This window comes from Brevundimonas sp. T2-11 (assembly GCF_055397675.1).
Window position 1 is genome coordinate 2,682,179 of record NZ_AP027920.1, and the last position, 22,742, is coordinate 2,704,920.

Here is a 22,742-nt window from a genome sequence, read left to right on the forward strand (position 1 = left end):
AAAACGCCGTGGACTCCACGCCCTACTTCGGTGCGCCCGAGTTGGCCGGGTCCAGCGGCAGGCCCGCCGCCTGGCGCGCCTTCATCACCCGCAACCAGCCGTGCATGGCCTCCGAATCCAACCCGTGCATCATCAGTCGATAGCCCGCCTGCAACGTCGACAGCGCCACCAGCGGATGGCCGTTCTTGACGAAGGCCATGTGGTAGCTCGTGCCCAGAATGCGAGCGATATAGATGGCCATCACCTCGTCCAGCTGCAGCGAACTGGACGCCCGCACGAAGTCGTCCCTCGGCAGCATCAGGGCGTAGATCGGGGTGTAGAACTCCACCGCCGTCTGCACGTCGACGAAGTTGTGCCACTTGCGCGGAAACTCCTCGAACGGCGGAAACGCGTCCGAGATCATGGAGAAGTCGATGCGTTCCGGCGGCGTCAGCTCCCGCCCCTCGGCGCGCAGGGCGGCGTTCATCTCGATGACGAAGTTGAAGATGTTCAGGTCGTGCTGAAGGAACAGGTCCGGCTCGATGTCCTTCAGCCGCGTCGGCGTCAGCGGCCACTTCGTCACCTTGTCGCCCACCCCCGCGTTCTCGCGCACGAAGGCGGTCAGCTCGGACCCGACGTGGAAGTGCCGCAGGATCACCCGATTGCCCTCGGGCGTCACAAAGGTCCGCAGCCCCCAGTGGATGGTCTTGTGCAGCAGGCCGTTCAGGTTCGGGTATTTGGGCGAAATGACCCGCAGCACCTTCACCAGGCAGAAGAACAGAAACACCAGCGGCCGCGCCACCGGGAACAGCCAGCGCCGCGAGCGCGACCGCGCCCCCAGCAACAGGTCGCGCTTGGCCCCGTCGTCGATCGGCAGGCTGTGGTCCAGATACAGGGCCATCCACGGATCAGGATCCTTGGGGTCGAACCGCGCGGGGTCGAACGGATCCTCGTGCGGCTTGTAGTATCTCACGCCGCGATCTCCTCGATCTGCAGGGCGTAGAGGCGGGCCGTGACGCGGGCGGTCGTGACGATGCGTTCGGCGATGAAGGGATCGGGCAGCACCATGCCCAGCATCTCCTCGAACTCCTTCATGTGCTCGGCGTCGTTGTCGCCATGATAGAGCAGGAAGCGCACCGCCTCGTCGGGCAACTCCAGCCGCTCCTGCACCTTCAGTCCCCACGGCCTGGCCTTGATCGAGCCCAGCCCCTCGATGATGAACATGGCGCCCAGCAGGCCGAAGGGGTCGGGCTTCGACGCCTCATGGAACATCCAGGCCGACAGGGCCTCGGACCCCACGTTCTTGGGCGCCGACTGGATGTCCTCCAGCGCCCCGCCCGCCGCTGTGAAGTCGGCCTCCAGCAGGCGGAAGTCGCGATGCTCCGTCACCGCGTGGCGCATCAAGGTCGAGCGCAGCTCCAGATGATCCTCGCCGATGTTCGACGCCGCCCGGCTCATCCACAGCGCCCCGTCCTTCACCTGCTGGCGCAGGTTGATCAGGAAGGCGTGGTAGTCGGCGACCTCGAACCGCCCGCGCGTCAGCTTGCGGATCAGCGGCGTCGCCTCCAGCCGCTGCTCGAAGTCGGCGAAGACCACCGCCAGCTTCCGCAGAGTATCGGCCACCGCCGCCTCGGCCAGTTGTTCCGCCATCACACAATCTCCAGCATCATGAAGCCGATCATCGCCCGCCCGCTCTCGGGCACGATGCACAGCACCTTGTCTCCGCGCTTTGCGCGTCCCGACTTCAGGAAGGCGTCCAGCATGACCCAGATCGAGGCCGAGCCGACATTGCCGCTGTCCGGCAGCGTCGTGAACCACTTCTCCTCGGGGATCATCGCCGCCGTGCTTTCCAGCAGGCCGACGATCTCCTGACGCAGCGACCGCGCGGAGTAATGGCACAGCAGATGATCGACCTGATCCGGGACGATCCTTCCGGCGTCGACCTTCTCCAGCCAGACGCCGATCCAGGCGCGAATGACGATCTTCAACAGCTCGAAGTCCTGCAACAGCGCCACCGCCCCCGCCGCATGGGCGGCCACAGGGCCTGCGTGGCTCCAGGCGCTGGTCATGTCGGCGCGCGCCTGCGGCGTTGATCCGGCCCACATACAGGGATCAAAACGCCCGGCCAGGGAGGTCATGTCGATCCATTCGACCTTCAGGCTCAGACCGTCGGGCTTCGGCCTCGGCTCCATCACCACGGCGCCCGCCCCGTCCGACAGGGTGAAGCGCAGGAAGTCCGCCTCGATCCGCGCCCGGCCCTTCTCGTCCACCAGGGCCGTGCCCTCATAGAAGGCGGGGCGGAACCAGCGTGAGGAAAACTCGCCCGCACAGGCGGCGGCGGCCTCCGCCTCGCCCGCGCGCACGCTCAGCCACGCTCCCTTGGCCGCCATCAGGGCGCTGGCGCAGACGGACTGATAGCTGAAGGCTTCCAGCGGCCCCGCCCCCAGTTCGGCCTGAACCGCGCTGGCGTGGCCAGGCACCAGATAGTCCCCCTGCGTCGCCGCCGCGCCCAGATGCTGCAGGTCGCCGAGGCTGAGCCCCGCCTCGTCCAGCGCCGCCCGCACGGCGTCGGCGCACATGGAGGCGTTGGAATGCAGCGGTTCGCCGTCCGTGTTCAGGGCGTAATGCCGCCCCTCGATCCCGTTCCAGCGCAGGGCGCGCCGCCCGACGGCGGACGCCCGCCCGCCGATGCGGCCGATGAAGTCCTCCATCCGGTCATTGCCGATCCGCTCGCCCGGCAGGACGGCGCCGGTCCCGGTGATGAAGACGTCGCGAAGCATACTCATGGCGCGGACCTTGGCCGTGCGGTCGGTCCGGCGCAAGCGCGGAAGCACGGGTCGCCGCAAACGAAAAAGGCGGACCGGATGGCTCCGGCCCGCCCTTCGATGTCGCCCTGCCCGAAGGCCGGCGGATCAGTACTTGACGCGCAGGGTCACGCCGTAGGTGCGCGGCTGGCCCATGAAGGCGTTGTAGGTCTGGGTGTCCAGCGCCGGGTTGAAGTAGGTGCCGTTCGGCTGGACCGTGGTCTGGAAGGCGGAACCTTGCAGCGGGGCGTTGATGGCGACCTGCTTGTATTCCTCGTCCGTCAGGTTCTGGGCCCAGAGGTCCAGCGCCCAGCGCTCGTCTTCCGAACCCAGGGTGATGCGGCCGTTCAGCAGGGTCATGGCGTCCTGCATCTTGTAAGGCAGCAGGTCCGAACCGGTGTTGTATTCCGTCGTGTACTTGGCCGACAGGTTCAGACCCAGACGCAGACCCGCGCCGATCGAGCGATCAAAGGCGACCGAGCCGGTCGCCGACCATTCCGGCGCGAACGAGGCCCGGGCGCCCGGCAGCAGCGACAGTTGCGGGAAGTTGCCGGGGTTGGTCAGGTCGGAGGCGACGAAATCACCATACTTGGTGTCGGTGTAGGTCACGCCGCCGTTGAACGACAGGCCCTCGACCGGGGTGAACCAGACGAAGTCGGCGTCAACGCCCTGCGACTTCAGCTCGGGGATGGATTCGACCACGAAGGCCGTGCCCAGGAAGGTGTTGAGCTGGAAGTCTTCGAAGGTCTGATGGAAGTAGGTCAGGTTCAGCAGGACCGTGCGGTTGAACAGGGTGTTCTTCAGGCCCAGCTCGAAGCTGTCGACGGTCTCCGAGGGGAAGAGCAGCGAGCTGGCCGGGGTCACGCCGGTCTGCACGCGGTCCAGGTTATAGCCGAACGACTTGTAGCCCCGGGCGTAGGAGCCGTAGGCCATGACCGAGTCGTTGAAGCGATAGGCCGCCTTGATCGTGCCGCTCAGCTCGCCGTCGTCGGTTTCTTCCGAAATGCGACGGTTGTCGAAGAAGGGGTTGGCCCAGGGCAGGCAGATGTTGCCCGCGACGCGCTGGGCGCTGGCGGCGGCGGCAGTCGGCGTCAGGCCGGCGCCGATGAAGGCGTTGGTCAGGTTGGTGACATTGCCCAGCGCCCCGCCGCAGGCCGCGCCGTTCGTGCCCAGATTGTCCTGCATGCCCAGCAGACGCTTCTTGTCCTGGGTGTAACGCAGGCCCAGGGTGAGGTCGAACTGGTCGGTGACGTGCCAGGTGTTGTTGGTGAACAGGGCCAGGGAGTCCGAACGCTGACTGTAGTGGTCCTGCACGCCATGACCGACGCCGAAGCCCGGTCCGGTCGGCGCCAGGGGCCCCGAGGCCGACGTGCCGCCGTTCAGCAAGCAGCCGGCCAGGAAGGTCGGCGTGGTGCCGGGCCGCGTCAGACAGCCGATGATGTTTCCGCTTTGCGGAATGACGCCGCCGGTGCCGGCGTTCAGCTGCGACGAGATCAGCAGCGACAGGAAGGGCGTGTAGCCGGCACCGTACCAGTAGCTGTCGTTGCGGCTGATGTTCTCACGCGTGGCGAAGACGCCGACCAGCCAGTCCAGCTTGTCGGTCGACCCGGCCAGGCGGAACTCCTGGGTCAGGTTGTCCAGTTCGAAGCCGTAACCGCCGTCGTCCACACGATACAGCAGGTCCGCCGTCGTGTAGTCGAGGTCCATGGCGTTGATCCCCTCCCAGCTCCGCCAGGAGCTGACCGAGGTCAGGGTCGCGTTCCACGAGGGGATGTCGATGTTGGCTTCGGCCGAGAAGCCCATGTCTTCCATGGTCTGGCCGGTGCTGCGGTTGGCGTAGGCCGTGCGCGAGAAAGGCAGGGCGCCGAAGCCGGGCGCCGGCGCCTGTTGCTGGCCGCCGACGGCGGTGATCGCGCCATAGGTCTGGCCCGTGCGCACCTGGGTCGAGACGCAGCAGTATTCGTCACGCTTGGAATAGTCGGCGATCAGTCGGATCGACACCTCGTCCGAGGGCAGGATCAGAAGCTGGCCGCGCGCGGTCCAGAAGTCCTGGTTCTGGTCGTCCTTCTCCTGACGCGGGCCGGCGCCGGTGATCACGTCGTAGAAGCCGTCGCGCTCACGCTTGGCCACATAGAGGCGACCGGCGACCTGATCCGTGATCGGACCGGTGATCGAGCCCGCCACGCCCCAGGCGCCGAAATTGCCATAGGTGGCCTCGGCGTTGAAGCCGGGGGTGAAGGACGGGGCCTCGGTGATGATGTTGATGACGCCGGCCGAGGTGTTCTTGCCGAACAGGGTGCCCTGCGGCCCCTTCAGAACCTCGATGCGGCTCAGTTCGCCCAGATCGCCGAAGCCGACGCCGTTCCGCGAGCGATAGACGCCGTCGATGACCACGCCGACCGAGCTTTCCAGGCCGGGGTTGTCGCCCACGGTGCCGACGCCGCGGATACGGGCGGTGGTCGAGGCTTCCGACTGGGTCGAGGTCACGGTCATGCCCGGGGTCAGGATCTGCAGATCCTTGATGTCGCGCACGCCGGCGCCGTCCAGCGCCTCCTGCGACAGGGTGGTGACCACGATCGGCACGTCCTGCAGGTTCTGCTCGCGCTTCTGGGCGGTGACGATGATGTCGTCGATCGTGGTCGGCCCTTCCTGGGCCGAGGCGGTCCCGGCCAGGCCGAAGGCGACAGCGCCCACGACGACGGCGGACGCGGTGCAGCGAAGAATAGTGTTGAAACGCATATGGCGGCTCCCCGGCTCTATGGCCCGGCCGCCCGCGGCGACCGTGGCGATTCCTGTCCCTGTCGATCCACGCTCATTGAACGGCGTGAATTCTCCGTTGATAGGGGTAAGCCAGGGTCGGGAAAGCGACAAGAAGCCGCAAAGCTGCGAACGGCGATTTCAGCCAACGTCGCTCTACGTGTGGCGAGAAAGCGACAAAAACCGATTACGCAAGGTCAATATTATCAACGTTCACTGCAAGATTTTAGCAGATGAAGCGTTTTCCCTTTGCTGCTGACGGCGCGCGGCGAGGTTCAGAATCACGGCGGCGGCGACAGCGGAAAGCACGGAACCGCCGATCACGCCCAGCTTGACCTCGATCTGCTCGGGCGAATCCACGGCGCCGGGGAAGGCCAGGACGCCGATGAACAGGCTCATGGTGAAGCCGATGCCGCACAACAGGCTGACGCCGTAGAGCTGCAGCCAGCTGGCGCCCGAGGGCTTGTCGCCGATCTTCAGCCTGGCGGCCAGCCAGGCCGCGCCGAAGACGCCGACCTGCTTGCCGAGGAAGAGGCCCAGGGCGATGGCGATGACCAGGGGGGCGAAGGCCTGTTCCAGCGACAGGCCGGCGAAGGAGACCCCCGCCTTGGCGAAGGCGAACAGCGGCAGGACCAGGAAGGCGACATAGGGGTGCAGGTCGTGCATCGCCTCCTTCAGCGGGCTCTGCGAGGTCTCGCGACGCGGCTCGACCGGCACGATCATGGCGAAGGCCACCGCCGTCAGCGAGGTCGACAGACCCGACAGCACCGTCAGATACCAGACCGCGCCGAAGCCCAGGACCCAGAAGGGTCCGGCCAGACGACGACGGCCGATCAGGGCCAGCGCGGCCAGAACACCGGCCACACCCAGCAAGGGCAGCCACTGCACGCCCTGGCTGAACAGGACGGCGATCAGGGCGATGGCCCCGAGGTCGTCAACGATGGCCAGGGTCAGCAGGAAGACCCGCAGCGACGACGGAAGGCCCTTGCCCACCATGGCGAAGACGGCCAGGGCGAAGGCGATGTCGGTGGCCAGGGGAATGGGCCAGCCCTGCGACGGCCCGCCCAGCATGCCCGCCACGGCCAGATAGACCAGGCCCGGGACCGCCATCCCGCCCAGGGCGGCGATGATCGGCAGGGCCAGCTTCTTGGGATTGCTCAGCTCGCCCTTGAGAATCTCGTATTTGATCTCCAGCCCCACCACGAGGAAGAAGACCGCCATCAGGCCTTCCTTGATCCAGCCCGAGATCGTCTCCTCCAGCCGCAGCGGGCCGATCTGAAGCACGTGAACGCTCTTCAGCCAGGCGAAATAGTCGGCGGACAGCGGCGAGTTGGCGACGATCAGGGCGGCGATGGCGGCGAGGCCGAGCACCGCGCCCGATCCGGCTTCGGTCTTGAGAAAGTCGAGCGTGAGCTTCTTGGCCACGGCGGTCTCCGAAATCAGAAAGGACTGTCGTGGCGTCAGGTTATCGACGGACGCCGGACCGGGTTCGCTCCGATGGAGCGCCAGCCTGGCCCCGGCGCGCAACCAGCGGCGCGGGACCTGATCTCTGCGGGGGAAAATACCCAAGCCGCCCCGAGGTTCAACCCTGCTTTCGCGGTTGCGAAACGGCAGACGAACGCGCATCTGCCGCTTCATGCCCGTTTCCCCCGCCTATCGTCCCGAACCGCGTTTCCTCGATCTCGGCCCCGAGTTCGGCGACCCGGTGTCCGCGGCGGACTTCCCCCAGACGATCCTGCGCGTGCGCAACGACCGCGCGGCGGCCGAGGTCGGGCTGGAAACGCTGAGCGACGAGGAATGGCTGAACCACTTCGGCCGCTTCCAGCCCCTGCCCGGCCAGCCCGGTCCCGTGGCCATGCGCTATCACGGCCACCAGTTCCGCACCTACAACCCCGACATCGGCGACGGGCGCGGGTTTCTGGCGGCGCAGCTGAGGGAAATCCCTCAAGCAGCCTTGCTCCGCGAGCAAGGCGATAGGGAAAACAAGGAAGCCCGCCTTCTCGACCTTGGCACCAAGGGCTCGGGCCAGACGCCCTGGTCGCGGCGCGGCGACGGACGACTGACGCTGAAGGGCGGGATGCGCGAGGTCCTGGCCGCGGCCATGCTGGAAAGCCTCGGGGTTCCGACCTGCCGCATCCTGTCCCTGGTCGAGACCGGCGAGGCGCTGGAACGCAACGACGAACCCTCCCCCACCCGCTCGGCCGCCATGGTGCGGCTGTCGCACAGCCATATCCGCTTTGGGACCTTCCAGCGCGCCGCCTACTATGGCCGCAAGGACCAGATCGAGGTCCTGCTGGAGCACGCCCGCAGCCTGTATCACCCGTCCGTCGCGACGGGCGACGCGCCCGGTTTCCTGGCCGCCGTGGTCGAGGCCTCGGCCCGGCTGACGGCCAAGTGGATTTCGGCGGGCTTCGTCCACGGGGTGCTGAACACCGACAATCTGAACGTGACGGGCGAGAGCTTCGACTACGGACCCTGGCGCTTCCTGCCCCATTACGACCCGGCCTTCACCGCCGCCTATTTCGACACCTCCGGCCTCTACGCCTTCGCGCGCCAGCCCGAGGCCGTGTTCTGGAATCTGACCCAGCTGGCCGGCTGCCTGAAGCTGATCGCCGAGGATCAGGTCACGGCCCTGACCGAGGCGCTGAACGGCTTCGGCCCCGCCTATATCCGCCACCTGCGCGCGGCCTTCCTCAACCGCCTGGGGGTCAAGAGCCTGGGCGAGGCGGCGGATCAGCGGCTGCTGGACGCGGCCCTGGCCCTGCTGCGCGACAAGGGCGAGGCCCTGCGCTGGGAGCCGCTCTTCTTCGACTGGTTCGGCGGCTTCAGTTCGGGCGCGCGGGCGCTCGGCGGCGTGCGCGGCAAGATCTATCAGGGCGAGGCCTTCGACGCCTTCCGCTTCGCCCTGCTGGAACATGAACCGGATCGCCCCGAGCGGCTGGAGCATCCGATGTTCGCCGCGTCCGAACCGGAGGAGATGCTGATCGACGAGGTCGAGGCCCTGTGGGCGGCCATCGAACAGGGCGACGACTGGGCGCCTTTGCACGCCAAGCTGGCCCGCCTGGACGCCGCGCGGAGCGCTTGGGCGCTTTAAGTCATCAGCTGATGTCATCAATCGTTGACAGCTCGCTTCGACGGGCCTAGACCACGCTCACGTCCTGCGTCGGGTTACGGGGAATTGTGGTTTCAGCCACGCCGCCGCCGCAGGTCGCGCCTACCCCCGGTTCACAGATTGTTACACTTCCTTGACGATCGCCCCCGGCAATCTGATCTAGCAACTGTTACCAATTCAACCCCCCACGGTTTCGGCCATGACCTCGACGACCTTGACGCCCCGCTCCCGCGCAAAATCCGACTACCTGAACCTGGCCCTGTGGACCTTCCAGGGCTGGATCGCGATGTTCTTCATCGCGGCCGGCTACGCCAAGCTGACGGAGTCGATGGAGAACCTGACCGTGCTGATGCACTGGCCCGCCATGGCCAGCGTCAACTTCGTGCGCGGCCTGGGCGTGGTCGAGATCGTCCTGGCCCTGATGGTGCTCAGCCCCCTGGTGTCGTGGCGCTTCGGCCGCCCCCTGCTGCTGACGGCCAGCGTCGGCCTGCTGGCCCTGCAAACCATCATGCTGATCCTGCACGCCACGGAACTGAATGTCGGTCTGGCCCTGACCAACCTCTTCCTGATCGCCATCACGGCGCCGGTCTTCTGGTTCCGCCGTCACTGATCGCCTGACACAGTTTTCCTCCCCGGATCGGCCGCGGCGGGCGCAAGCTCTCCGCGGCCGATTTGCGTTTGCAGACCCGTGTCGATCACATCTGTCGTGACGGCGATCGAGAAGCTTCCCTTTACGTCCGCGTCAAGTTATGGATGACGCATGGCGACCGCTGACGATCACCGCACCTATTCCATCCGGCACCTGTGCCGCGAGTTCGGCGCGACCGCGCGCGCCCTGCGCTTCTATGAGGACAAGGGCCTTTTGACCCCGGCCCGCAAGGGTCAGACCCGGGTCTACGACGCCCGCGACCGCGCCCGACTGAAGCTGATCCTGAGGGGGCGCCGCATCGGCTTCACCCTGCAGGAGATCCAGGAGATGCTGGATCTGTATGACCGCAAGGACCACAACGTCCATCAGATGGCCGTGGCCCTGCGCCGTCACCGCGCCCAGGTCGAGGCGCTGAAACAACAACTCGAAGACATCGAGGGCGCCATCCAGACGGCCGAGGAGGCCTGCGCCTGGATGGAGTCCAAGCTGGGCGAACACCGCCCCGATCTTCTGCCGGGGGCGGACGAATACGCCAGCCTGCTGAGCGAACGGCTCAACCCCGACAACCACTTCCAGCCTTTCAAAGCGAGAGCTTAACCATGGCCTACAAGGCGCCTGTCCGCGACCTGTCCTTCGTCCTGCACGACGTGCTGGAGGTTGAACGCTACGCCAACCACTTCGCCGACGCCGACCTGTCGCGCGACCTGATCGACCAGATCATCGAGGAAGGCGGCAAGTTCGCCGAAGAGGTCATCGCCCCGATCAACCGTCCGGGCGATCAGGAAGGCTGCCACATCGAAGGCGACGTGGTGACCACGCCCAAGGGCTGGAAAGAAGCCTATCACCAGATGGTCGAGGCCGGCTGGACCAGCCTGGCCTTTGGCACGGAATACGGCGGCCAGGGCCTGCCCTCCATCGTCTCGATGGCCGTGGGCCAGTTCACGGCTGCGGCCTCGGCGGCCTTCTCCATGTATCCGGGCCTGACGGGCGGCGCCTATCACGGCATCGAGGCCTCGGCCTCTGACGAACTGAAGCAGAAGTACCTGCCCAAGATGGCGACCGGCGAATGGACCGGCACCATGAACCTGACCGAGCCGCAGTGCGGCACCGACCTGGGCATGGTCCGCACCAAGGCCGTGCCGAACGGCGACGGCTCCTATTCGATCACCGGCCAGAAGATCTGGATCTCGGCGGGCGAGCACGACTTCGCCGACAACATCATCCACACCGTGCTGGCCCGCGTCGAAGGCGCGGTTCCGGGCATCAAGGGCCTGTCGCTCTTCGTGGTGCCCAAGTTCCTGGTGAACGAGGACGGATCCATCGGCGAGCGCAACGGCGTGTCCTGCGCCGGCCTCGAGCACAAGATGGGCATCCACGGCAACGCCACCTGCGTCATGGCCTATGAGAACGCCAAGGGCTGGCTGATCGGCGAAGAAGGCCGGGGCATGAACAACATGTTCGTGGTCATGAACGAGGCCCGCCTGGGCACCGGCCTGCAGGGCCTGGCCATCGGCGACGCCGCCTATCAGGCCGCCGTCGAGTTCGCCAACGACCGCCTGCAAGGCCGCGCCCTGACCGGCGCCAAGAACCCGGACGGCCCGGCCGACCCCATCATGGTCCACCCCGACGTGCGCCGGATGCTGCTGGAGTCGAAGGCCTTCGTGGAAGGCGGTCGCGCCTTCATCCTGTGGACCGCCCTGCAGGCCGACCTGCAGAAGTCCTCGGACGAGGCCACGGCGACCAAGGCCAAGGACTACATGGGCCTGATCACGCCCGTGCTGAAAGCCTATCTGACCGACAAGGGCTTCCACGTCGCGTCGCTGGCCATGCAGGTCCACGGCGGCTCGGGCTATACCGAGCACTTCCCCGCCTCGCAGTATCTGCGCGATGCGCGCATCACCATGATCTATGAGGGCACGAACGGCATTCAGGCCCTGGACCTGGTGGGCCGCAAGCTGCCGTCGAACGGCGGCCGCGCCATCATGAGCTGGTTCGCCGACATCGACGCCTTCGTGTCCGAGAACGGCGACGACGAGGCCCTCAAGCCCTTCGTCGACGGCCTGGCCGACACCAAGAAGAAGCTGCAGGAAGGCACCATGTGGCTGATGCAGAACGGCATGGCCAACCCGGACAACGCGGCGGCCGCCTCGACCGATTACCTGCACATCTTCGGCCTGACGGCCCTGGCCTATATGTGGGCCCAGATGGCCAAGTCGGCCCAGGCCAAGATCGCCGCCGGCGACGCCGACCCCTACTACGTCACCAAGCTGCAGACCGGGCAGTATTTCGTCGAGCGCATCCTGCCCGACGCCGCCGCCCACCTGACCAAGCTGAAGACCGGCGCCGAAGTGCTGATGCAGATGCCCGCCGAGGCCTTCTGATCCACGACTGACCTACAGGGCCTCTTCCGCTGACGCGGGAGAGGCCCTTTCTCTATCGACCGCGCCCAGACGACCGCCAGAGTCCGAACCGCGCCCGCAGGAAACGCCACGATGAACGTGCTCAACACCCCCGATCCCGACTTCATGCAGGAAGAGGAGATCGTCCTCTTCTCCGACAGCGTCGGCAAATGGATCGACGAGCACGCCCCGCCCGAGAAGATGTCGGAATGGATCGCCGCCTCCAGCGTGCCGCGCGGCCTGTGGAACACGGCGGGCGAAGCCGGACTTCTGGGCCTGTCCCTGCCGGAAGAGGACGGCGGCTTCGGCGGCGACTACCGGCACGAAGTCGTGCTGATGCGCCAGCTGGGCTGGAAGGGCGCGGACCACTTCGGCATCTCGCTGCACAACGCCATCGTCATGCCCTACATCTGGCACTACGGCACGGCCGAGCAGAAGACGCGATGGCTGCCGCGTCTGCAGTCAGGCGAACTGGTCGGCGCCATCGCCATGACCGAGCCGGGCGCCGGGTCTGACCTTCAGGGCGTCAAGACCACCGCCATCAAGTCGGGCGACCACTATGTCCTGAACGGCTCCAAGACCTTCATCACCAACGGCCAGCTGGCCAACTTCATCATCGTCGTCGCCAAAACCGACCCGGCCGAAGGCGCCAAGGGCACCAGTCTGATCTGCCTCGAAACTGATGGAGCCGAGGGCTTCGAACGCGGCCGCAACCTGCACAAGATCGGCATGGAGGCCAACGACACCTCCGAGCTATTCTTCAACGACGTCAAGGTTCCGCTGGAGAACGCCATCGGCGGCGGCGAGGGCATGGGCTTCGTCCAGCTGATGCAGCAACTGCCGCAGGAACGCCTGAACATCGCCGTGCAAGGCGTGGCCGCCGCCGAGCGCGGGCTGGAGGCGACGCTGGACTACGTCAAGCAGCGCAAGGCGTTTGGGAAGCGGGTGATCGACTTCCAGAACACCCAGTTCAAGCTGGCCGAGGTCAAAACGAAACTGACCGTGGCCAAGGTCTTCGTCGACCACTGCATCGGCCTGCACCTGAAGGGTCAGCTGGACGCCGCCACGGCCTCCATGGCCAAATACTGGGTCACCGACATCCAGGGCGAGACCATCGACGAGATGCTGCAGCTGTTCGGCGGCTACGGCTACATGACCGAGTATCCGATCGCCCAGCTCTACAAGGACGCCCGCGTCCAGCGCATCTACGGCGGCACCAACGAGATCATGAAGCTGCTGATCGCCCGCACCCTGTAAAGCGAACAGCCGGGGCGCTAAGGGTGGCGCATGATCGTCCGCTCCCGCCCCGGCCCGCTGCAAATCCTGTTTGCAATTAACGGGTCCATCCTGCCCCGCATCGTCGGGCGACTGGCCCTGACCGTGGTCATCACCGTGGCGGCGGTCATGCTGCACCGCGCGCGGCCGGACCTGCCGGTGCATCTGGCGGCGGCGCCCTTCGCCCTGATCGGGCTGGCGCTGTCCATCTTCATGAGCTTCCGCAACAACGCCTGCTATGACCGCTGGTGGGAGGCGCGAAAGCTGTGGGGCGAGCTGATCATCGCCGTACGATCCTTCATCCGCCAGACGGTCCTGCTGCCCGAGGACCGCCGCACGCCCATGCTGGACGGCGTCGGCGGCTTCGTCTTCGGTCTGGCCGCCCGGCTGCGCGACCGCGACGAAGCGGGCGAGATCGCCCGCTGGACCAAGGTCGCGCCCGCCCACCACGCCACCGACGCCGCCCTGACCGGCGTGGGCCGCCAGTGCGCCGAACTGCTGCGCGACGGCCTGATCGACCCGATCCGCTATTCGGTGCTGGAGCTGCGGCTGACCGAGATGAGCCACGTTCTGGCCGGGTGCGAGCGGATCAAGACCACGCCTCTTCCCTTCGCCTACGCCCTGCTGCTGCACCGGACAGCCCACGCCTTTTGCCTGATGCTGCCCTTCGCCCTGGCGCCGGCGCTCGGGTGGTGGACGACGGCCGTGTCCCTGCTGGTCGCCTACACCTTCTTTGGTCTGGACGCCCTGGGCGACGAACTGGAAGACCCCTTCGGCGACGATCCGAACGACCTGCCGCTGGACGCCATGAGCCGGATGCTGGAACGCGAACTGCGCCACGCCCAGGGCCAGGGCCACGCCGACCTGCCCCCCGTCTGGCCCGCAAAGCGTGACCGGCTGAGCTGAACGGCTGACACAAGAAGTAACTGCGTTATTCTACCCGCTCATCCCCGCGAAAGCGGGGACCCAGTCCTTTTGCGGGGCAGACCGTCGCCTTCTTCACCTACATTATCGCCAGTGGGCGGAACGGCGCCCTCTACACCGGCTCGACCGACGACATCGTCGAACGCACCTCACAGCACCGCGAAAAGGTGTTCAGGGGGTTCTCGGCCAAGTATGGGTGCGCTGTTCTGGTCTGGTACGAGCTTCACCCGACCCGGCACGACGCCTTCATTCGCGAACGCCAGATCAAGAAATGGAACCGCGTCTGGAAACTGGAGCTGATCGAGCAGGCCAATCCGGGCTGGTGCGATCTGTTCAACGACCTGTTCTAAGGCTCTCACTGGGTCCCCGCTTCCGCGGGGATGAGCGGAAAATATGATACGCCTTCACGTCACCTCCGACCTCGCCCCCGGCCTCGCCGTCGCTCCGACCCTCGACCAGTCGCGCTATCTGACCCAGGTCATGCGGCTGAAGGCGGGCGACGACCTGCTGGTTTTCAATGGTCGTCACGGCGAGTGGCGCGCCAGCGTCGCCGAGGTGCTGAAGAAGGGCGTCATCCTGCGCGCCGAGGAGCTGGTGCGCGAACAGACCCACGGCCCCGATCTGGAGCTGATCGTCGCCGTGGTGAAGAAGGCGCGGATCGAAACCATCGTCGAGAAGGCGACCGAGCTGGGCGCCAGCCGCGTGCGACTGGTCCTGACCCACCGGACCAACGCCGACCGGCTGCGGCTGGACCGGCTGGACGCCATCGCCGAGGAGGCCGCCGAACAGACCGGCCGTCTGGACGTGCCCCTGGTCGACGATCCGGTCAAGCTGGACGCCCTGCTGGACGGCTGGGACGCCGAGCGCCGTCTGATGTTCTGCGACGAGACCGGCGGCGCGCCCGCCGTCTCGGCCCTGACGGCTGCGGGCGGAGAAAAGTGGGCCATCTTGATCGGCCCCGAGGGCGGTTTCTCGCCCGAGGAAGGCGAGCGGCTGCGCGCCCTGCCCTTCACCACCGCCGTCTCTCTGGGCCCGCGCATCCTGCGCGCCGACACCGCCGCCATCGCCGCCCTGACCCTGTGGCAGGCGGCCATTGGCGACTGGGAACGTTAGAAGTTTGCTCGCCCCCTCTTGAGCAGGGCCGTATCCTCGCCCATCTAGCCGCGACAGCAGAGGTTACAGATGTCCGACACGGCGCCGCTTTCGAAAGAGCAACTGATTCACGCCATGTCGAAGGGCGAGAAGCCCGCCGACCAGTGGCGCATCGGCGCCGAGCACGAAAAGTTCGGCTTCGACAAGTCCACCCTGCGCCGCCCCGCCTATGAGGGCGACAACGGCATCCTGGCCATGCTGACCGGCCTGCAACGCTTCGGCTGGTCTCCGGTCGAGGAAGCCGGCCACGTCATCGCCCTGGAACGCAAGAACGCCGAAGGCTTCACCGCCTCGATCAGCCTGGAGCCGGGCGGCCAGTTCGAACTGTCGGGCGCCCCGCTGCAGACCATCCACGACATCTGTTCGGAAACCGGCCAGCACCTGATGGAGGTCAAGCAGGTCGCCGACCAGCTGAACCTCGGCTTCCTCGGCGCCGGTTTCGATCCCCTGTGGCGGCGCGAGGACGTGCCGATCATGCCCAAGGGCCGTTACGGCATCATGCGCGCCTACATGCCCAAGAAGGGCTCTCTGGGCCTCGACATGATGCTGCGGACCTGCACCATCCAGGCCAATCTCGACTTCGACAGCGAAGCCGACATGGTCATGAAGTTCCGCACCTCGCTGGCGCTTCAGCCCATCGCCACCGCCCTGTTCGCCTGTTCGCCCTTCACCGAGGGCAAGCCCAACGGCTTCCTGTCGGCGCGCGCCAATGTCTGGACCGACACTGATCCGGACCGCACCGGCATGCTGGACTTCGTCTTCGCCGACGGCTTCGGCTACGAGCGCTACGCCGACTATGCCCTAGACACCCCCATGTATTTCGCCAAGCGCGGCGAGACTTACGTCGACCTGTCGGGCCAGTCGTTCCGCAAGTTCATGACCGAGGGTCTGGACGCCCTGCCCGGCGAGCGCGCCACGGCCAAGGACTGGGCCGACCACCTGACCACCCTCTTCCCCGAAGTCCGCCTGAAACAGTATCTGGAGATGCGCGGCGCCGACGGCGGCCCGTGGAGCCGCATCTGCGCCCTGCCCGCCCTGTGGGCCGGGATCCTCTACGACGCGCCGTCGCTGGCTGCGGCCTGGGACCTGTGCAAGGACTGGGACATCGCCGATCATGAGCGCCTGCGCCGCGACGTGACCCGTCTGGGCCTCAAGGCCGAGGTGGCGGGCCGCAGCGTCCGCGACATCGCCGTCGATCTGGTCGAGATCGCCAAGCACGGCCTGAAGAACCGCGCCCGCTTCAGCGGCGGCATGGTCGACGAGCGCGGCTATCTGTCGGAACTGGAAGACATCGCCGACAGCGGCGTGACCCCCGCCGACCGTCTGCTGGAACTGTATCACGGCGAATGGCAGGGCGACGTCAGCCGCATCTATCGCGACTTCGCCTACTAGGCCGGTCAACGACCTCATCACACGACGGAAATGCGACCTTAACCGGCGTCGTCTAGAAACGGCGGCCAGTATGTAAGGATCGCCCATGACTTTCGCCCCGGCCGCCGCCCCACCGCTGACGGGACAACCGCAGCCGGCGCGCGACACGGCGGCCGATCTGGCGACCTTCTTCGACGTGTCGCTGGACCTGCTGGTGATCCGGGACCTGGAAGGTTTGATTGTCCGGGTCAGCGCGTCCTGGGCCGCCACCCTGGGCTATCGTCCCGAGGACCTGATCGGTCTGGCCATCCTGACCCTGGTCCATCCCGACGACCTGCCCGGCACTCTGGACAGCGTGGCCGAGGTTGAAAATCGTCGCCCCGACGCGCCGGTCAAGGGTCACGTCAATCGCTATCGCCACCGCGACGGCCATTACATCACCCTGGAATGGCGGGCGCGGAAGTTCGGCGACCGCATCTACGCCGTGGCTCGGGACGTGACCGCCAAGATGGCCGCCGAGAAGGCGTTGATCGAGGCCAAGGCCGCCGCCGAAGCCGCCAACCGCGCCAAGTCGGACTTCCTGGCCAATATGAGCCACGAGATCCGCACCCCCCTGAACGGCGTCATCGGCATCGTCGACGCCTTGTCGCGCACGCCGCTGTCACCCGATCAGGCCGAAATGCTCGCCCTGATCGGCGCGTCGGGCGTGACCCTGGAACGACTTGTGTCCGACATGCTGGACGTGTCGCGCATCGAGGCCGGCAAGCTGACGCTGGAGCTGCGCCCCTTCGACCTGGACGAAGCCCTGGCCGCGCCGCTGGACACCCTGCGACGGCGAGCCGAGGACAAGGGCCTGGCCTTTCACCTGGAGCGCCCTGACCACGTGCGCGGCGCCTTCGTCGGCGACAGCGTCCGCATCGGCCAGATCCTGGGCAATCTGCTGTCCAACGCCGTCAAGTTCACCGCCGAGGGTTCGGTCGCCGTCCGTTTCGCCCTGGACGAGGATTACGGCGCCCCGACCCTGTTGTCGTTCGAGGTTCACGACACCGGCGTCGGCTTCGACGCCGACCACGCCGCCCGCCTGTTCCAACGGTTCAGCCAGGCGGACAGCAGCATCACCCGGCGGTTCGGCGGCACGGGCCTGGGCCTGTCGATCTGCCATTCCCTGACCGAGATGATGGGCGGTCGCATCAGCGGAACCTCCACCCCGGGCGTCGGCAGCCGCTTCCGGGTCGAACTGCCCCTGCCGCGCGCCAGTCACGCCGAAACGCGCGCCGCTGCGGCGCCGCCCGCCCTGCCCTCGCGCCCCCTGCGCGTCCTGTTGGCCGAGGACCACCCGGTCAACCAGCGCCTGGTCCAGTTGATCCTGGCCGATCACGTCGCAGAACTGGTCATGGTCGAGGACGGCGCCCAGGCCGTGGCCGCCTTCGCGGCCCAGAGCTTTGATGTGGTGCTGATGGACATGCAGATGCCTGGCATGGACGGCCTGACGGCGACCCGCGCCCTGCGCGCCGCCGAGGCCGCGCGCCCCTCGGTTCGACGCACGCCGATCCTGATGCTCAGCGCCAACGCCATGGCCGAACATCGCGAAGCCGCCCGAGATGCGGGGGCCGACCTGCACCTGGCCAAACCGGTCACCGCCCGCGACCTTCTGAGCGCCCTGACCATGCTGACGCCCGAGGGAACGGAAGCGTCCGCCTAGCCGAACCAGCCCGCGATCATGATCCGCAGAGGGTTGGCCGGATCGGACAGCAGCCGCGCGGTGATGGCCAGGGAGATGATCACCAGAAGAGGCCGGATCAGACGCGGACCGAAGCGCATGGCCGCGTGCGACCCCATCCGCCCGCCGACGAACTGACCCACGGCCATGATCCCGGCCAGGGTCCAGACGATGTGCCCGCCGACCGCCAGCACGACGATGCCGACAACATTGCTCATCAGGTTCAGCGCCTTGGTATGGGCTGTCGCCCGCGTCAGCCCCATGCCCAGCAACATGACCAGGCTGAGGGCGAAGAAGGACCCGGTGCCGGGCCCGAAGAAGCCGTCGTAAAAGCCGATCCCGCCCGCGACCAAGGCGTAGGCCAGGGGCGTCAGCCGGGCGTGGGCGTCCTCGTCCGAGGCCCTCGGCCCGAACAGGAAATACAGGGCGATGCCGATCAGCAGCACCGGCAGCAGGATCATCAGCCAGCGCGAATCCACCAGGGTCACGGCGAAGGCGCCCAGTCCCGCCCCTCCCGCCACCAGAGCCAGAGGCCAGCGGATCAGACGGAAATCCACACGCCCCTTGCGCCAGAAGTTCCACAGGGCGCTGGCCGTGCCGACGCTGCCCTGAACCTTGTTGGTGGCGATGGCGGCGACCGGGTTCAGCCCCACCGACAGCAGGGCCGGCAGGGAGATCAGCCCCCCGCCGCCCGCGATGGCGTCGATGAAGCCGGCGATCACCGACGCGGCGCCCAGCAGGGCGATGATCTCAGGCGTCAGTTCCGGCACGCGCACAACTCTCCCACGACAGCGGCGCTATAGACCCCGGCCGCGCCGCACGCCACTCCTGCCCGCCACGCCTGCCCGCTTGACGAACGCCGCGGTCGCGGGGTTGATGCGAGGTCTTCGGCTCGGCCGGAATCGCAGGGGATGCGTGATGAAGAAGACCGTGGTCGTGGGCCTGCCCATGGGACTGATCATCGGCGTCATCCTGGGCGCCCTGATCGACAATATGGCGATCGGCATCCTGATCGGCCTGGCGCTCGGTTTCGGCGTCATCAAGTTCGGGGGCGGCAAGAAGCCGGCCGACGAAGGCGAGGCCTCACCGCCCCGCGACATGGACGAGCAAGCACCCAAGCCCTAAGCGGGACAGTTGGGGGGGCCGACATGAGCGCATTCGAATTCTTCTTCAGCTTCTACGGCCTGGTGCTGGGCCTGTCGGTGGCGGTGATCGCCACCGGGGCCGCCCGCGCCTTCAAGCACCGCAAGACCGTGAAGATCGGCTGGAAGACGCCGATGCTGGCCGTCTTTGTCGCCCTGGACATCGCCACCTTCTGGGACGCGGCCTGGATGAATTTCAGCTCCGCCCCCTACAGCTACGGCCTGCTGATCGCCGGACTGTTGGTGGCCACGGTCTATTTCGTCGCCACCAGTCTGATCTTCCCCGAGCCGGATGACGAGGTGCAGGATCTGGACGCCCACTTCTGGGCCAACAAGCGCGCCATCATGCTGTTGCTGGTCCTGGCCAACCTGTTGATGATGAGCGGCTCGATCTGGATGAGCCTGCCCAAGGCGCAAGGCGCGCTGATCGCCGGCGGCTACGCCTTCAACATGGCCATCTATCTGATCCTCGTCCTGCCTGCGGCCCTGACGCGCCGGGCCTGGGTGTTCGCTCTCGCCATGGGTCTGCACATCGCCCTGTACCTGGTCCTCGCGGCCGTCAGCATCATCAACCCCGCCGCCATGATGGCCACCTCGATCGGCGCGTCCTGATCCGGTTCGCCGTTGCCCGAGAACCCGCGCCGGGTGCATGAAGAGACCCGCACCCCAGGAGGCACGGCCATGACAGGTTCCATACACATCGGCGTCGGCGGCTGGACCTTCGAGCCGTGGCGCGGGGTCTTCTATCCCGAGGGCCTGACGCAGAAGCGCGAGCTGGAGTTCGCCAGCCGGGCCCTGACCTCGATCGAGATCAACGGCACCTATTATTCGACCTTCAAGCCCGACAGCTGGATGAAGTGGCGCGACGAGACGCCGGACGGCTTCGTCTTTTCGGTCAAGGCCAGCCGTTACTGCACCAACCGCAAGGTCCTGTCGGAAGGCGGCGAGAGCTTCGACCGCTTCCTGTCGCAGGGACTGACGGTGCTGGGCGACAAGCTGGGGCCGATCAACTGGCAGTTCATGGGGACCAAGAAGTTCGACGCCGAGGACTTCGAAGGCTTTCTGAAGCTGCTGCCCAGGGAGAAGGACGGAGTGCGGCTGCGGCACGCGCTTGAGGTGCGCAATCCGACCTTCGCCTGCCAGGAATTCTATGACCTGGCGGCCAAGTACGGCGCGGCCATCGTCTATGCGGTCGACGACGAGGAGCCGACCTGGCCGCAGATCGACCAGGCCACCGCCGACTTCAGCTACGCCCGACTGATGTCCAGCCGCGAAGACGAACCAACGGGCATGACCTCGACCGAACTGGACGCCGTGGCGGACCAGACGCGCCGGTGGGCCGGGCGCGGCGACGTCTTCGCCTACTTCATCTCGGGGGCCAAGGTGCGCAACCCGGCGGCGGCCCAGGCCCTGATCGCCAAGCTGAAGTGACGGACAGCGCACGGACATGCGTTATCGCTTCGTCATCGACATGGGCCAGATTGATCAGGCCGCGTAACAGCGTCTTCTCCAGCAACGCTTGCCAAGCTAAGGCGTAGTCTTGAGGGTGGGGCGTCGTCGGCGACGGCGCCTCAAAATAAAGACAGGGAAACGCATCATGGCGCGAGTGGCTTTGGTTACGGGAGGCACCCGGGGGATCGGCAAGGCGATCGTCCAGCGGCTGAGGGAAGACGGCATGTCCGTCGCCGCCGGTTATTCCGGAAATGACGAGGCGGCGGCCGCGACGGCCCGCGAACTGGGCGTCATGGTCATCAAGGGCAATGTCGGCTCATTCGACGACTGCGCCCGTGCGGTGCAGGCGGTCGAGGCCGAACTGGGGCCCATCGACACCCTGGTGAACAACGCCGGCATCACTCGCGACGGCTTCTTCCACAAGATGAGCGCCGATCAGTGGTCCGACGTCATCCGCGTCAACATGGACAGCGTCTTCAACATGACGCGCCAGGTGATCAACGGCATGCGCGACCGGGGTTTCGGCCGGATCGTCAACATTTCCTCGATCAACGGCCAGAAGGGCCAGATCGGTCAGGCCAACTATTCCGCCGCCAAGGCCGGGATGATCGGCTTCACCAAGGCCCTGGCGCTTGAAAACGCGCGCAAGGGCGTGACCGTCAACTGCATCGCGCCCGGCTATATCGACACCGAAATGGTCGGCGCCATGGATCAGAAGGTGCTGGACAGCATCATCGCCCAGATTCCGGTCGGCCGCCTGGGCAAGGGCGAGGAGATCGCCGACATGGTGTCATGGCTGTCGGGCGAACGTGCCGGATATGTCACAGGCTGCACCCTGTCGTTGAACGGCGGCCAGTACCTGGTTGGCTGAACCCGTTTTGCCTAAAATCCGCCGTTCGGGCGTTCCACGACTGCTGTCATGATGGCTACGGTCGAGGTTGAGGCGGAGAATCCGCCATGCTTCGCCGCCCAGGCGCGCCGCGCCCGGGCGGTTGCGGGCGTGCGCCTCGACCTCGCCGCCCTGCTGGCGCTGACGGCCTGCCTGGCGACGACGCCGGCCGCCGCCCAGGCCCGCTCCAATGTCCAGTCGGAGCAGAGCCGCGCCATCCGCAGCCAGACGGTGACCCGCACCCTGCCCCCGCCGGCGCGTTACGTCTCCGAGGCCGGCCAGGGCTTCATCCTGGACCGGGCAGGAACCCTGACCCTGCTGCGCTTCGACCGATCCGCCGAGACCTGGGCGCTGCGCCCCTCTTCAGCGCCGCGCGGCGACACCATCTATCGCAACGACGCCGGCGAGCAGGTCCTGCGCGTGACGCCCAGCGGGGGCATAACCGTCTATACGACACGCAATCCGGGCGGCTCGCCCGTTTCCGTGGCCGGTCCCGCCGTCAGCCTGGAGCCGACCAGCCTCGGTCCGGTGCAGATGTTCAACCTGATGACCCGGCGCAGCAGCCTGGTCAGCGAGGCCATGGGTCGACTGGTCCGCATCAACCTGTCGGGGGCGGAATCCGAGGCCCTGTGCATCGAGGCCCTGATCGTCACCACCGACGCCGTGGTCCGCATCGCCCGCTCACCCAGCGCCCGCCCCTTCCTGGACCGGCTGCGCAGCATCACCGTGGTCGAAGGCTCGCGCGCCTCGGTCACCTATTCCGGCGGCGACCTGCGCGTCGTGGTCGACCCCAAGCGCGGCATCGCCGGCCGCCCCTCCTCCGCCCGCGTCATCCGCGCGGTGATCCCGCAGGACTGACCGCCGGAAACGGACGGCGCGGGCGTCTGCTTTCGACCCGTTGCGGACGCTGGAGCGCGCTTTCGCTTTCGTCATCCTCCGGCGAGCGCAGCGAGACCGGGGGACCCAGCGGCGCGCGAGAGCGCGAACCTGTCGCACAGATAATCGTCGAACATCTCTCGTAAACAGATCGCCTTCGGCGCCGCTGGGTCCCCCGGTCTGCGCCGCCAAGAGGCGGCTTGCCGGAGGATGACGAAAGCGAAGAAAACGCCGCTCTGGG

21 protein-coding genes are annotated in these 22,742 nt (G+C 66.9%); 15 read left to right on the forward strand and 6 right to left on the reverse strand.

Annotation, left to right across the window (positions count from 1 at the left end; all coding sequences use genetic code 11):
- Positions 1 to 22: 22 nt before the first annotated feature.
- The 5 genes from ACZ5XO_RS13130 to nhaA all read right to left on the reverse strand — a co-directional run bounded on the left by ACZ5XO_RS13130 (position 23) and on the right by nhaA (position 6,965).
- Positions 23 to 952, reverse strand: a complete 930-nt coding sequence (locus tag ACZ5XO_RS13130) for a DUF6999 family protein (RefSeq protein ID WP_464162788.1) — start codon at positions 950 to 952, stop codon at positions 23 to 25.
- Positions 949 to 1,689, reverse strand: coding sequence for an iron-containing redox enzyme family protein (locus ACZ5XO_RS13135; protein WP_464162790.1), 741 nt, complete (start codon positions 1,687 to 1,689; stop codon positions 949 to 951). Before ACZ5XO_RS13135 ends, ACZ5XO_RS13130 begins: the two co-directional genes overlap by 4 nt.
- Positions 1,629 to 2,765, reverse strand: a complete 1,137-nt coding sequence (locus tag ACZ5XO_RS13140; RefSeq protein WP_464162792.1) for a 3-oxoacyl-[acyl-carrier-protein] synthase III C-terminal domain-containing protein — start codon at positions 2,763 to 2,765, stop codon at positions 1,629 to 1,631. Before ACZ5XO_RS13140 ends, ACZ5XO_RS13135 begins: the two co-directional genes overlap by 61 nt.
- Before the next feature lie 126 nt (positions 2,766 to 2,891).
- Entirely contained in the window at positions 2,892 to 5,522 is a 2,631-nt protein-coding gene (locus ACZ5XO_RS13145; RefSeq protein ID WP_464162793.1) for a TonB-dependent receptor, read from the reverse strand.
- 231 nt (positions 5,523 to 5,753) lie between these two features.
- Complete coding sequence (gene nhaA, locus ACZ5XO_RS13150) at positions 5,754 to 6,965, reverse strand: Na+/H+ antiporter NhaA (RefSeq protein WP_464162795.1); 1,212 nt, start codon at positions 6,963 to 6,965, stop codon at positions 5,754 to 5,756.
- Positions 6,966 to 7,176: 211 nt separating this feature from the next.
- Between nhaA and ACZ5XO_RS13155 the strand changes: the two genes are divergently transcribed.
- The 10 genes from ACZ5XO_RS13155 (at position 7,177) to ACZ5XO_RS13200 (ending at position 18,124) form a co-directional block, all read left to right on the forward strand.
- Positions 7,177 to 8,634, forward strand: coding sequence for a protein adenylyltransferase SelO family protein (locus ACZ5XO_RS13155; RefSeq protein WP_464162797.1), 1,458 nt, complete (start codon positions 7,177 to 7,179; stop codon positions 8,632 to 8,634).
- 217 nt (positions 8,635 to 8,851) lie between these two features.
- Positions 8,852 to 9,262, forward strand: coding sequence for a DoxX family protein (locus ACZ5XO_RS13160; protein WP_464162799.1), 411 nt, complete (start codon positions 8,852 to 8,854; stop codon positions 9,260 to 9,262).
- Positions 9,263 to 9,412: 150 nt separating this feature from the next.
- Positions 9,413 to 9,898: a MerR family transcriptional regulator gene (locus tag ACZ5XO_RS13165; protein WP_464162801.1), complete on the forward strand. Its 486-nt coding sequence runs from the start codon at positions 9,413 to 9,415 to the stop codon at positions 9,896 to 9,898.
- Between the two features lie 2 nt (positions 9,899 to 9,900).
- Complete coding sequence (locus ACZ5XO_RS13170; protein ID WP_464162802.1) at positions 9,901 to 11,682, forward strand: acyl-CoA dehydrogenase C-terminal domain-containing protein; 1,782 nt, start codon at positions 9,901 to 9,903, stop codon at positions 11,680 to 11,682.
- A 111-nt stretch (positions 11,683 to 11,793) separates the two neighbouring features.
- Complete coding sequence (locus tag ACZ5XO_RS13175; RefSeq protein WP_464162804.1) at positions 11,794 to 12,957, forward strand: acyl-CoA dehydrogenase family protein; 1,164 nt, start codon at positions 11,794 to 11,796, stop codon at positions 12,955 to 12,957.
- Between the two features lie 30 nt (positions 12,958 to 12,987).
- Entirely contained in the window at positions 12,988 to 13,881 is an 894-nt protein-coding gene (locus ACZ5XO_RS13180) for a bestrophin family protein (RefSeq protein WP_464162806.1), read from the forward strand.
- A gap of 104 nt (positions 13,882 to 13,985) precedes the next feature.
- Positions 13,986 to 14,249, forward strand: coding sequence for a GIY-YIG nuclease family protein (locus tag ACZ5XO_RS13185; RefSeq protein WP_464164924.1), 264 nt, complete (start codon positions 13,986 to 13,988; stop codon positions 14,247 to 14,249).
- 43 nt (positions 14,250 to 14,292) lie between these two features.
- Complete coding sequence (locus tag ACZ5XO_RS13190; RefSeq protein ID WP_464162808.1) at positions 14,293 to 15,012, forward strand: 16S rRNA (uracil(1498)-N(3))-methyltransferase; 720 nt, start codon at positions 14,293 to 14,295, stop codon at positions 15,010 to 15,012.
- A gap of 69 nt (positions 15,013 to 15,081) precedes the next feature.
- Entirely contained in the window at positions 15,082 to 16,443 is a 1,362-nt protein-coding gene (locus ACZ5XO_RS13195; protein WP_464162809.1) for a glutamate--cysteine ligase, read from the forward strand.
- Positions 16,444 to 16,528: 85 nt separating this feature from the next.
- Positions 16,529 to 18,124: an ATP-binding protein gene (locus ACZ5XO_RS13200; protein WP_464162810.1), complete on the forward strand. Its 1,596-nt coding sequence runs from the start codon at positions 16,529 to 16,531 to the stop codon at positions 18,122 to 18,124.
- Here ACZ5XO_RS13200 and ACZ5XO_RS13205 read toward each other — a convergent pair.
- On the reverse strand, positions 18,121 to 18,912 hold the full coding sequence (locus ACZ5XO_RS13205; RefSeq protein WP_464162811.1) for a TSUP family transporter: 792 nt from the start codon (positions 18,910 to 18,912) through the stop codon (positions 18,121 to 18,123). The two genes, ACZ5XO_RS13200 and ACZ5XO_RS13205, sit on opposite strands and share 4 nt — an antisense overlap.
- Positions 18,913 to 19,060: 148 nt before the next feature.
- Between ACZ5XO_RS13205 and ACZ5XO_RS13210 the strand changes: the two genes are divergently transcribed.
- From ACZ5XO_RS13210 to ACZ5XO_RS13230, 5 genes are all read left to right on the forward strand, one after another.
- Complete coding sequence (locus tag ACZ5XO_RS13210) at positions 19,061 to 19,267, forward strand: hypothetical protein (RefSeq protein ID WP_464162812.1); 207 nt, start codon at positions 19,061 to 19,063, stop codon at positions 19,265 to 19,267.
- 23 nt (positions 19,268 to 19,290) lie between these two features.
- Positions 19,291 to 19,896, forward strand: coding sequence for a hypothetical protein (locus ACZ5XO_RS13215; RefSeq protein WP_464162814.1), 606 nt, complete (start codon positions 19,291 to 19,293; stop codon positions 19,894 to 19,896).
- A gap of 69 nt (positions 19,897 to 19,965) precedes the next feature.
- Complete coding sequence (locus ACZ5XO_RS13220; protein ID WP_464162815.1) at positions 19,966 to 20,715, forward strand: DUF72 domain-containing protein; 750 nt, start codon at positions 19,966 to 19,968, stop codon at positions 20,713 to 20,715.
- Positions 20,716 to 20,881: 166 nt separating this feature from the next.
- The gene (gene phbB / locus ACZ5XO_RS13225; RefSeq protein WP_464162817.1) at positions 20,882 to 21,607 is read left to right on the forward strand and encodes an acetoacetyl-CoA reductase; all 726 of its coding nucleotides are present in this window, start codon (positions 20,882 to 20,884) and stop codon (positions 21,605 to 21,607) included.
- Between the two features lie 48 nt (positions 21,608 to 21,655).
- Complete coding sequence (locus ACZ5XO_RS13230; protein WP_464162818.1) at positions 21,656 to 22,483, forward strand: DUF4908 domain-containing protein; 828 nt, start codon at positions 21,656 to 21,658, stop codon at positions 22,481 to 22,483.
- Positions 22,484 to 22,742: the final 259 nt, after the last annotated feature.

Excerpts from the sequence above, each read along its gene's own strand:
- phbB (WP_464162817.1), top strand. The coding sequence starts at position 20,882 with ATGGCGCGAGTGGCTTTGGTTACGGGAGGCACCCGGGGGATCGGCAAG.
- ACZ5XO_RS13190 (WP_464162808.1), top strand. The coding sequence starts at position 14,293 with ATGATACGCCTTCACGTCACCTCCGACCTCGCCCCCGGCCTCGCCGTC.
- ACZ5XO_RS13140 (WP_464162792.1), bottom strand. The coding sequence starts at position 2,765 with ATGAGTATGCTTCGCGACGTCTTCATCACCGGGACCGGCGCCGTCCTG.
- ACZ5XO_RS13215 (WP_464162814.1), top strand. The coding sequence starts at position 19,291 with ATGAGCGCATTCGAATTCTTCTTCAGCTTCTACGGCCTGGTGCTGGGC.
- ACZ5XO_RS13180 (WP_464162806.1), top strand. The coding sequence starts at position 12,988 with ATGATCGTCCGCTCCCGCCCCGGCCCGCTGCAAATCCTGTTTGCAATT.
- ACZ5XO_RS13200 (WP_464162810.1), top strand. The coding sequence starts at position 16,529 with ATGACTTTCGCCCCGGCCGCCGCCCCACCGCTGACGGGACAACCGCAG.
- ACZ5XO_RS13230 (WP_464162818.1), top strand. The coding sequence starts at position 21,656 with ATGATGGCTACGGTCGAGGTTGAGGCGGAGAATCCGCCATGCTTCGCC.
- ACZ5XO_RS13210 (WP_464162812.1), top strand. The coding sequence starts at position 19,061 with ATGAAGAAGACCGTGGTCGTGGGCCTGCCCATGGGACTGATCATCGGC.
- ACZ5XO_RS13145 (WP_464162793.1), bottom strand. The coding sequence starts at position 5,522 with ATGCGTTTCAACACTATTCTTCGCTGCACCGCGTCCGCCGTCGTCGTG.
- ACZ5XO_RS13160 (WP_464162799.1), top strand. The coding sequence starts at position 8,852 with ATGACCTCGACGACCTTGACGCCCCGCTCCCGCGCAAAATCCGACTAC.
- ACZ5XO_RS13155 (WP_464162797.1), top strand. The coding sequence starts at position 7,177 with ATGCCCGTTTCCCCCGCCTATCGTCCCGAACCGCGTTTCCTCGATCTC.
- ACZ5XO_RS13195 (WP_464162809.1), top strand. The coding sequence starts at position 15,082 with ATGTCCGACACGGCGCCGCTTTCGAAAGAGCAACTGATTCACGCCATG.
- ACZ5XO_RS13220 (WP_464162815.1), top strand. The coding sequence starts at position 19,966 with ATGACAGGTTCCATACACATCGGCGTCGGCGGCTGGACCTTCGAGCCG.
- ACZ5XO_RS13170 (WP_464162802.1), top strand. The coding sequence starts at position 9,901 with ATGGCCTACAAGGCGCCTGTCCGCGACCTGTCCTTCGTCCTGCACGAC.
- ACZ5XO_RS13175 (WP_464162804.1), top strand. The coding sequence starts at position 11,794 with ATGAACGTGCTCAACACCCCCGATCCCGACTTCATGCAGGAAGAGGAG.
- ACZ5XO_RS13165 (WP_464162801.1), top strand. The coding sequence starts at position 9,413 with ATGGCGACCGCTGACGATCACCGCACCTATTCCATCCGGCACCTGTGC.